General features: G+C 46.6%; 3 protein-coding genes. All 3 read right to left on the minus strand.

Annotation, left to right across the window (positions count from 1 at the left end; translation table 11 throughout):
- On the minus strand, nt 1-665 hold a 665-nt coding region (locus tag J5I83_RS05630), incomplete at its 3' end, for a hypothetical protein (protein WP_304054015.1).
- 3 nt (nt 666-668) lie between these two features.
- Entirely contained in the window at nt 669-1,097 is a 429-nt protein-coding gene (locus tag J5I83_RS05635; protein ID WP_304054018.1) for a hypothetical protein, read from the minus strand.
- Between the two features lie 23 nt (nt 1,098-1,120).
- Nucleotides 1,121-1,740, minus strand: a 620-nt coding sequence (locus J5I83_RS05640) for a hypothetical protein (RefSeq protein WP_304054021.1), incomplete at its 5' end; no start/stop codon positions are given.

The following is a 1,740-nucleotide window of genomic DNA, read 5'->3' on the forward strand; positions in this document are numbered from 1 at the left end:
CGAAAATACGCGAATGCTACGTTATCACCGGTAAGTCTCCATGATTTTCCGATCGATTGTGTGTTGTATCTAATAACTTCTGCTGGAGACCAATTTCTACTCGTCGTCCATTCGCCCGACGCATATATATCATCACTGTCCACCAGCAAATTCCTGACGCCGCTAGTAGGCATGCGCTTCAAAATCGGCTTCAGTGATGTAGTAGCTTGAGTTGCTTTATATCCGTTGCTTGTTTTGTCAAGGACTGCACCAACCGGCTGGCCCAGAACAGCAGCAATCGTGCCTGCAGAATCCTGCCGCATTGATGATAAATCCTGTGGCCAGTGCCAGAAGCCCAGGTCTCCTGGTAGAAACAAATCCGCGCCATCGAGAATGCCAAAGCTGACATTGAGTTTGCCTGCAAACACCAACGAATCGCGATGGTCAGATAGATTCGGCTGGTACGCTAGAAGAAACCCAAGGTCATTCTCATTGAGCGACGTACCGCCATTGATATCAACCACTAAATTACCGTCTTCATCAGTCGTTTCTGCTCCGCTCTTGTAAATAACAGAAGAAAAATCCTTCGGCTCAGGCTGATCAAACCAGGCAACCTGTATGTCTGATTGATTTGCAAGGGCAATGCCGTTGCTGTCATGTAGTTTTATTTGAGCAAGCTTACGCATTTCTTAGTCTTCCGTGATGACTGTATCCGTTGTAATACGTGGAGTAATGCCATTTCCGTAAATGATGTTGGGAGACAGTGCGCCGTAATAAATAATCTTGCCCGGGCCAGATGCTGCTGTTCCTACAGCCGCATACTTTGCTGTGCCCGATCCCCCTGTTCCCTCCGGGAAAGCAACAGTATTAGCTGGGCTCACGCTATTTCCTGTTACAACCCAACCAGTTCCGTCTCTGATAACGGGAATGCGTGTATATTCGGGATAAGAAATCTCGTTCGTGGTTTGATCACCATCTTTACCAGGGTCTTCGTTATGAAAAGACAGATACAAAGATGCCAATGGCGATACAGCCGCATTGTCAGCTAGATTTGCAATAGCAACTCCATTAAAAACCAGCTTAAGCATGTCGTTCGAGAAAGCATTTGATTTTGGCATTCCAACTCCTTAATAAAAATAATCTATCTGCCCCAAGCAGGGGTTGTGATATTCAATGTCTGCACAGTCACGGAAATGCTGTTTTCTGACACATACCGCCACATTTCTGGGCGCGCACCGATAGACTCAGACTCAATGATGTTTACGATCAAATCAGATTCACCGCTTGATAAGGCTGCAATTTTTGCCCTCAATAGCGCGTACACGTTCTGATATAAAGGACGATTGCGGCTGCGTCTGGCTTTTACCGCCTCTTCGCCGAATTCTTTTAGAACAGCTTCAGTAATTTTCTGTTTAATTTCTGCCACGTTATAAGATGCAGCGATCTTGGCAGTGATGGTCATGCCGATTTCAGACCGTACGGGCGTGTAGAACTTGACTTTATAGCTATCATCAGCGGACAAAATGAGCGCCTTAATCTCATTTTGCGTATCGGTCAGAGACCCATCATCAATTACCGCAGGCGCAACAGGAGAGCCTGGATTGACTTCAGTCAAAACATTTTCTGTTCCAGCGCTGGATAGGCAGGCAACGAAGAGAGTATTGATATTGTCTAGGTTGGGGCCACGCGCCAGCTCCTCCAACGATTCATTCCAAACTGAAAGAAACCTGAGCGTTGGAAGATTGCGCCGCACCAGGAAAT

The organism is Nitrosomonas communis, from assembly GCF_024102715.1.
Lineage (GTDB): Bacteria > Pseudomonadota > Gammaproteobacteria > Burkholderiales > Nitrosomonadaceae > Nitrosomonas > Nitrosomonas communis_B.

Bases quoted from the DNA above. Each gene is read 5' to 3' on its own strand.
- J5I83_RS05635 (WP_304054018.1), bottom strand. From the start codon at position 1,097: ATGCCAAAATCAAATGCTTTCTCGAACGACATGCTTAAGCTGGTTTTT.